At 36.2% G+C, this 6,480-nt stretch carries 7 protein-coding genes; 6 read left to right on the top strand and 1 reads right to left on the bottom strand.

Translation table 11 applies throughout. The features are described 5' to 3' along the window. The 5 genes from FTT89_RS14190 to FTT89_RS14170 form a co-directional block, all read left to right on the top strand. A partial coding sequence (locus FTT89_RS14190) for a DNA adenine methylase (RefSeq protein ID WP_180172903.1) occupies positions 1–825 on the top strand: 825 nt, incomplete at its 5' end. 1,575 nt (positions 826–2,400) lie between these two features. Continuing rightward, complete coding sequence (locus FTT89_RS14185; RefSeq protein WP_180061897.1) at positions 2,401–3,465, top strand: hypothetical protein; 1,065 nt, start codon at positions 2,401–2,403, stop codon at positions 3,463–3,465. Continuing rightward, entirely contained in the window at positions 3,462–3,686 is a 225-nt protein-coding gene (locus FTT89_RS14180; RefSeq protein ID WP_127799981.1) for a hypothetical protein, read from the top strand. The genes FTT89_RS14185 and FTT89_RS14180 overlap by 4 nt, the downstream gene beginning before the upstream one ends. A gap of 260 nt (positions 3,687–3,946) precedes the next feature. After that, a complete protein-coding gene (locus FTT89_RS14175) occupies positions 3,947–4,834 on the top strand; it encodes a replication initiation protein (RefSeq protein WP_180102773.1) in 888 nt (295 codons plus the stop codon). A gap of 178 nt (positions 4,835–5,012) precedes the next feature. Beyond that, the gene (locus FTT89_RS14170) at positions 5,013–5,669 is read left to right on the top strand and encodes a BglII/BstYI family type II restriction endonuclease (protein ID WP_168405114.1); all 657 of its coding nucleotides are present in this window, start codon (positions 5,013–5,015) and stop codon (positions 5,667–5,669) included. On the opposite strand, the gene FTT89_RS14165 is transcribed toward FTT89_RS14170, so the two are convergent. Beyond that, positions 5,666–5,908: a helix-turn-helix transcriptional regulator gene (locus FTT89_RS14165; protein ID WP_168405115.1), complete on the bottom strand. Its 243-nt coding sequence runs from the start codon at positions 5,906–5,908 to the stop codon at positions 5,666–5,668. The genes FTT89_RS14170 and FTT89_RS14165 overlap by 4 nt on opposite strands. 91 nt (positions 5,909–5,999) lie before the next feature. Here FTT89_RS14165 and FTT89_RS14160 point away from each other — a divergent pair. After that, positions 6,000–6,480 (top strand): DNA adenine methylase (locus FTT89_RS14160; protein WP_180172902.1); only part of this gene is annotated, 481 nt, incomplete at its 3' end.

Raw genomic sequence — 6,480 nt, 5'->3', positions numbered from 1 at the left:
AATTTTTTAGAAGAAAAACAAAAAAAATTAATCAGTAAAAAGTTTTCATATGATTATCATTTATTTGCAAAAAATTATTCTGGTACATGGTGGTCTTATGAACAATGTTTATGGATTGATGCCTTAAGACAAGTTGCGGATGAATATAAAAATGAGCCAATTTATCCGATTTTTTTATCTTCTCTAATGTATGCCATGGCTTATTGCAGTCAAGGTACTGGTCATTATGCTCAGTATAGAGATGCAAAAACTAACTCTTCTTTTAATGACATTTGTATTTATAGAAAAAAAGAAGTTTTCAATTTTTTTGATAAAAAGTTTAAAGAATTATGTCGTTTTAGCTTAAAAACTGTAAACCATTTTAGTTCTGAGTTTTTATCATGTGATTTTAAAGATGCATTAGACGTTTTTGAGGGAGGGACAGTGTATGCAGATCCTCCATATTGCTTTGTACATTACAGTCGTTTCTATCACGCTTTAGAAACTTTGGTGTTATATGACTATCCAGAGATTCAGAAAAAAAATAATGTGATTGTTAAAGGGCGATATAGAGAAGGTAGGCATCAATCCCCTTTTTGTATTAAAACCAAGGTTGAGACTGCCTTTTTAGATATGTTTAAGCGGGTTGAAACTACTAATTCTCAATTAGCGCTTAGTTATAGTAATACAGGAATGATTAGCCTAGAGACTATGATGGAGCTTGCATCATCTGTGTGGGATAGTTCTAAAATAGAAATATTAACTATAGATCATAAACACATGACATTAGGGCGACAAGGTACTCGGTATAGAGACGTTAAAGAGTGCTTACTCTTAGTAAAATAAAAGGTAAGGACGGTGACTAAGCCACCGTCCTTGATAGTGTGTTTTTAAATCTGCACCTGATTCAAGCGACTCTGGAACGCCTGAACTCCTCTGCTAACAAAGTCCACAGTGAACCTGAGTTTTCTCATACTCAGAAATAGCTACAAAGATATTGATTGCAAATACAATATATCCAAACAGTTGTAGCTCTGTATGTCATCAATTTAGTTTAGTTCAAGCGACCAACTCGAACAGCAGGGGAGACCAATCCCCATTTAACCGTTTTTGATTTTTTTTAACTTGTAAGGCTGTTACCACCTTGCAAGCACATACTCGATATGCACCTCTGCATATCCCAACATCAACCTTTTGCAAATCTACGATTCCCTTAACAAGCCATTTCTGACAACGGTAGCTATAGACCTTAGAACTACAAACAAATATGTCTGCTTGTTAGTCCCATAATTTCCCTACATTTCTGTAGGTTATATACGCTCATCGGTATCGCTCCCACACTCATAACATCCACGTTTAACCAATTGACGTTTCAATTGTTCTGAGTGCTTCCCAAGTTAGTTTTGAAGTCTTAATTTGCAGTACGCTTATCTGCTAGACCACCTGATTAGTTCAAAAAATTGAACCTCCTATTTCCGTATTCGCAGTTCCAAAAAATACGTTATAAAATCAGATCATCATTTTGGCAGGTAAAGCACTTGCAATCCACATAGGGGGTTGTACTCCCCCATTTTCACGTTTGAGCTATAAATCGACCTTTCGAGCTTCAATGGAATGTCATCACGACAAGTTCACCATTTGACAGGAAAGTGCCTGCAACGTATCTAGCTTTCGCCTCAACGCCCCGATAACCTCACGGTTAACTCAGAATCCATCGTGTGTGGCACGAACAATGCAAAAAATAAATCGTACATCTGCATTGAACGGTGGCTATTAACGAAATTTCATCCTTAAAATTTCTGACCCTATCTTCAAAACAGGATTTCAGCCCTTTCAGCCTAGATCGGAAATTACTTTCCGAACAACGTGTCACCACGCTTCCGTTTCCTTGTCGCCCAACTAGCTTTTTGATAGGGATTCTCCCGACCTAAGCAAATGGATTGGATCGAATAGGGGCATTGCATCCCCTAAGCTCCCATCAAAGCGTACTGAGCCAAATTTCTCCGGCAGTCCGCTTCGTCAGGTAGTCAAAAATTGGTTAGAAGTTTGACTATGAGCTGTTTAAAAAATCAAAGTTTTAGTGTGGCTGCGCACACTAAAACTCACACGGTTGGTCAGTTTTAAATATGCGTTGGTCAGACACATTTCATTGATGATGAAATGATCATAAAACATAAAAAGAATACCGTCTATCGTGTTTTGCAGGAACTACTTATTACCCTCTTACAAATACCCCGAAAAATTCGATTTTATGGCTATGCTTCGCATAGCAGGGCTTCGCCCTAAGAACCTCTCAAAGCATTGCTTTCTTTTTACTAGATTACAATGTGGTTTTTTACAAGAAAATGAGGTATTTTCAGTGAAAATCCCTTGATTACATAAATAACAATGATTGTATTTAGCCCTCATACAAAATTTACAATGCAGCGAATTGCCGATCATGTGGCTAATGGGGCATATTTCTACGCCAAAATTGATTGGAAGGAATATGAAGATTGGTTGGATGGCAATACAAAAACCATTTTTAACAATGTAGAAGACCTACTGGAGAAGCTGACAGATCGCTATGACTTAAAGCTCACTCCACGTCAACGGAATTATCGCCTTGAGAAAGGTCATCCGATTTGTACTTGCATCGTTCAACGTGATGTCTTTGAAAAATACAAATGGACTATTCATTTGCTGTTCACGACTCCTAGAACTAGGGATTTCAATTTGCAGTGCGGTGTAGAGCCTAAAAAGATCGTGAATGCTAAAGAGCGTGAAAAAATCGAGGAATTGCAGGATAGATTTCAGGGGGTTTCATGGGTTAAACCTGAAATACAGGCTGAAATTGACTTGATCTATGGTTATTTCAAAGATCGTGAGCCGCTGCAATTTGTTTTAAATACGCCTATTTCTCTAAAAGTCACGCAGCACATGACTTTTGAGCTTGTACGTACAGATCATAAGGTCTACAAGCCGACTGAAAAAGAATACAAGGACAGAATTAAATCTTTCTCGTGGTCTTGGAGATACAGTAAGCAATCATTATTGCGAATGAAAGCAAGATTAATGGCTATCGTGAATAAGCTCATTAGTCAGAAACGCAATGCAGCAGCTGAAAAAAACAGGGCAGATTTGCGTAATTTCTTCAAAATGATTGAAGCATGGGCTGTTTTTAAAAGTAATCGGCAGCAATCGGGCGAGTTGCTACATTTTGCTCACAGTTTTGTACGCAGAAAATCTAAAAAATCTTGGCAACAAATCGAAATAGAGCCGCCCCACTTGGTCTATTTACCGAGACTTGAAAACTATGCTGAAAGCTTGGCTGAGTATCGAGAGCGTAGAGATATGTTCGATGAATTTGGTGTCGAAATTCCGCTGAAATTACTTCGAGATGGAGACTATGCATCAATCCTAGCGTATGCAAATTTACAGAAAATGATGGTTGAAAATCGCAACAAAAAATCAGATGAGCAGCTGCTATCGGAGTCTTTAAAATGATTGCACTTGAAAAGCAAGTTTCGGAAAAGTTTGGAAAGTTTAAGAAAGGAAAAAGCTCTAAATTTTTTTGGTTCTTTTTCGGTTTTTTTTTGGCGCTGAGTGTTTTCTTTTTAGCCGGTGTTGTTCCAGTATCCGACTATATTAAAATCTCCACATGTTCTATGGGGTTGTTATTGACCATTTTGGGAATTTTGGTTTTTCAAGAAAGAAAGTCTAAATAGTTGATTTTTTAGATTTATTAATTGTTTTTTTTGGGTATTAAAATACCATAAATGTGGTATATGTTTTTCTTTTAAAATTAATGGTTTAACAACGATGTAACTTTGATGTAAACTTTCTTCCAAGCGAAAAAAAACCCGATGTGGCGTCGGGCTTTTTTCGGGAACTTGATGAGAATAATCTCAACTAGCACACCAATTATCTTGAACCCTAATTGTAGCTAGTTGAGTCCACAAAAACAAGAGTTATAAGGACTTGAACAATGGCTGCGCCTGTTCACCAACTAGAAATTTTTTATGATGATTTGGCGTATAAGCCTTATTGTGCAGAGTATTTAGATCGTGGCTTAGATATTTTGCCCAAGCGAGAAGCGATAAAACGCCGATACATACAAGGCAATCAGCCTTGTATGGTTAATTATCTGTTTTTTGACTTAGATCATGCTGATTCTGTTCTTGCTTGGCATACAGAAAATTTACCGATTCCCTATTGGACTGCTCGTAACCCTGAAAATGGCCACTGCCATATTTGCTACAAGCTTGAAACACCATTTCCCACCACTGAAATTGCAAGTATTAAGCCTATACGCTACGCAAGTGCGATTCAGGCTGCATATGCTAAAAAACTAGGCTCAGACACCGCATACAGCCGGTTAATCACTAAAAACCCTTTAAACAGGCACTGGGACGTTGTTTTTTGGAGTGAAAAAACTTACTCACTCGATTATTTAGCTGATTTTGTAGACCTGAATGATAAACCCACAGCCGAGGATCGCATTCAAGGTTTAGGTCGAAACTGCACTATTTTCGATTTAACGCGGTTTTGGGCATATAAAGCAGTGTTACCCTACCTTGAGTCCAAATCGAGCTATCAGGCATGGTTTAACGCTGTTTTAGAGCGTGTTATGAAGGAGAATGAACAATTTCCTGAACCGTTGCAGTATGCAGAGATTAAACAAATCTCGAAAAGTATCGCTAAATGGGTCTGGCAACGCTTTTCTATAGAGGGTAAGAAGGAATGGCACGCTAAAAAGGGTGCTAAGGGTGGTAGCAAGTCTAAAGGTGGTGGTAGACCTTCACTTGGTGAGCCATGGAAAGAATTAGGTATTAGTAGAGCAACCTATTTTCGTAGAAAAAAATCTGAAAAATGAGACTAAACAAGCTATATCAGATAACAGCCCCTTTTATGGGGTTTTTCTTTGTCAGTATGGTCAATTTAGATATTGTTCCACGCTTCTAATTTCCTCACTAACTTAGGCTAATTTTTTATTTTTCTTTTAATATTTTTTTATACTTTTATACTCTTGGAAAATTAAATTCTTGATACCTATGTCTGTTCTACTTTTTCCGCAATATATTCGAGATAACTATGAAATAGAGGAATATCGTAATGGTATTTCTGTGCTTAGACATGCTTTCCCTAATGAGTGGAATGATTTAGTCGATTTACTTTCAGCTTTTGTTTTAAGACGAAGTGAAGTCATTGCTCCAGGTGGTAGAAAATCTACTGTTGCAGACCAATTAGATAGTTTTCTATATGCAAGGGGTTGGGGAGAGACAGAATTTAAAACGGCTATTCATTTGGATGAATATGAGTTAATCAAATCAGCTATTGGCAATGGCAAGAATACGGTTATTTCTACTTTGAAAAATAGCACTATTACAGAAGTCCCTACTCATAAGATTGACTGCTTCAAAAATAAAGTTGCTATTGAAGTAGAGTGGAATAATAAAGACCCCTTTTTTGATAGAGATTTAAATAACTTTCGATTGTTATTTGATTTAGGTGCTGTCTCTGTAGGTGTAGTGATTACTAGAGCTTCAGAGTTGCAGGAACTATTTAAAAGTTTAGGCAAAGGAGCATCTTATGGTTCATCTACAACGCATATGGGTAAATTAAGAAGTAAGTTATTTGGTCAAGGTTCAGGTGGATGTCCCGTGATAGCGATTGGTATTAAAGCCAGTCTTTATGATGAATTTAGTTAAATGGATTCTTGTATAAGGCTTTCTAAGATTTCTTCAAAGTCTGATAGCGATTTATCTAATTCTTTGCATATTAAATAAACCTCACTAATTTCTAAAGATCTGTCACCATTTTCGTATTTGGAAACAAAGCTTTGTGGTTTTTCTAGCATTTTTGCTAACTGAGATTGAGTAATCTGAGCATCAAGTCTCATTTGCTTCAATGCTTGGATACACAAAGATTTCATTAAACTTTTATCCATCTATTTTCTCTATTTGACTCTCAAGACTTTATTAAATAGAATCAAAAAACAAAATCCTAATTTGGGATTTTGTTTTTTATTAAGGATTCTTATGTTAACCCCCCAACCATTTCCTAGTTTAATCAAATATATGGGTTCGAAAACCAAGATTATTGATTTTATTGTTGATGGGATTAATTTTGTCCATCAAAAAGATAGAGCCATATTAGATCTATTTGCTGGGAGTGCTTCATTGGCAGGGGCAATTGGGAAACAGGTTAATTTTGTTTCTAATGACATTCAGGAATATTCAAAAGTTCTCTCGCAAACCTATTTAGTTAATTTAAGAGACGGAGATATTCCAGATATTGATCATATTCATCAGCAAGTTTTAAACCTTGTAGAAGCTAATGTGCAAAAAGAATACCTTGTTGATTACAATAAATTAAATAGTATTGATGACTTCAATTTTTTAGAAGAAAAACAAAAAAAATTAATCAGTAAAAAGTTTTCATATGATTATCATTTATTTGCAAAAAATTATTCTGGTACATGGTGGTCTTATGAACAATGTTTATGGATTGATGCCTTAA

It is taken from the genome of Acinetobacter sp. YH01025 (assembly GCF_013420185.1).
GTDB lineage: Bacteria > Pseudomonadota > Gammaproteobacteria > Pseudomonadales > Moraxellaceae > Acinetobacter > Acinetobacter indicus.
Note: the sequence above shows the minus strand (reverse complement) of the source record. Positions and strands in the feature narration are given on the sequence as shown.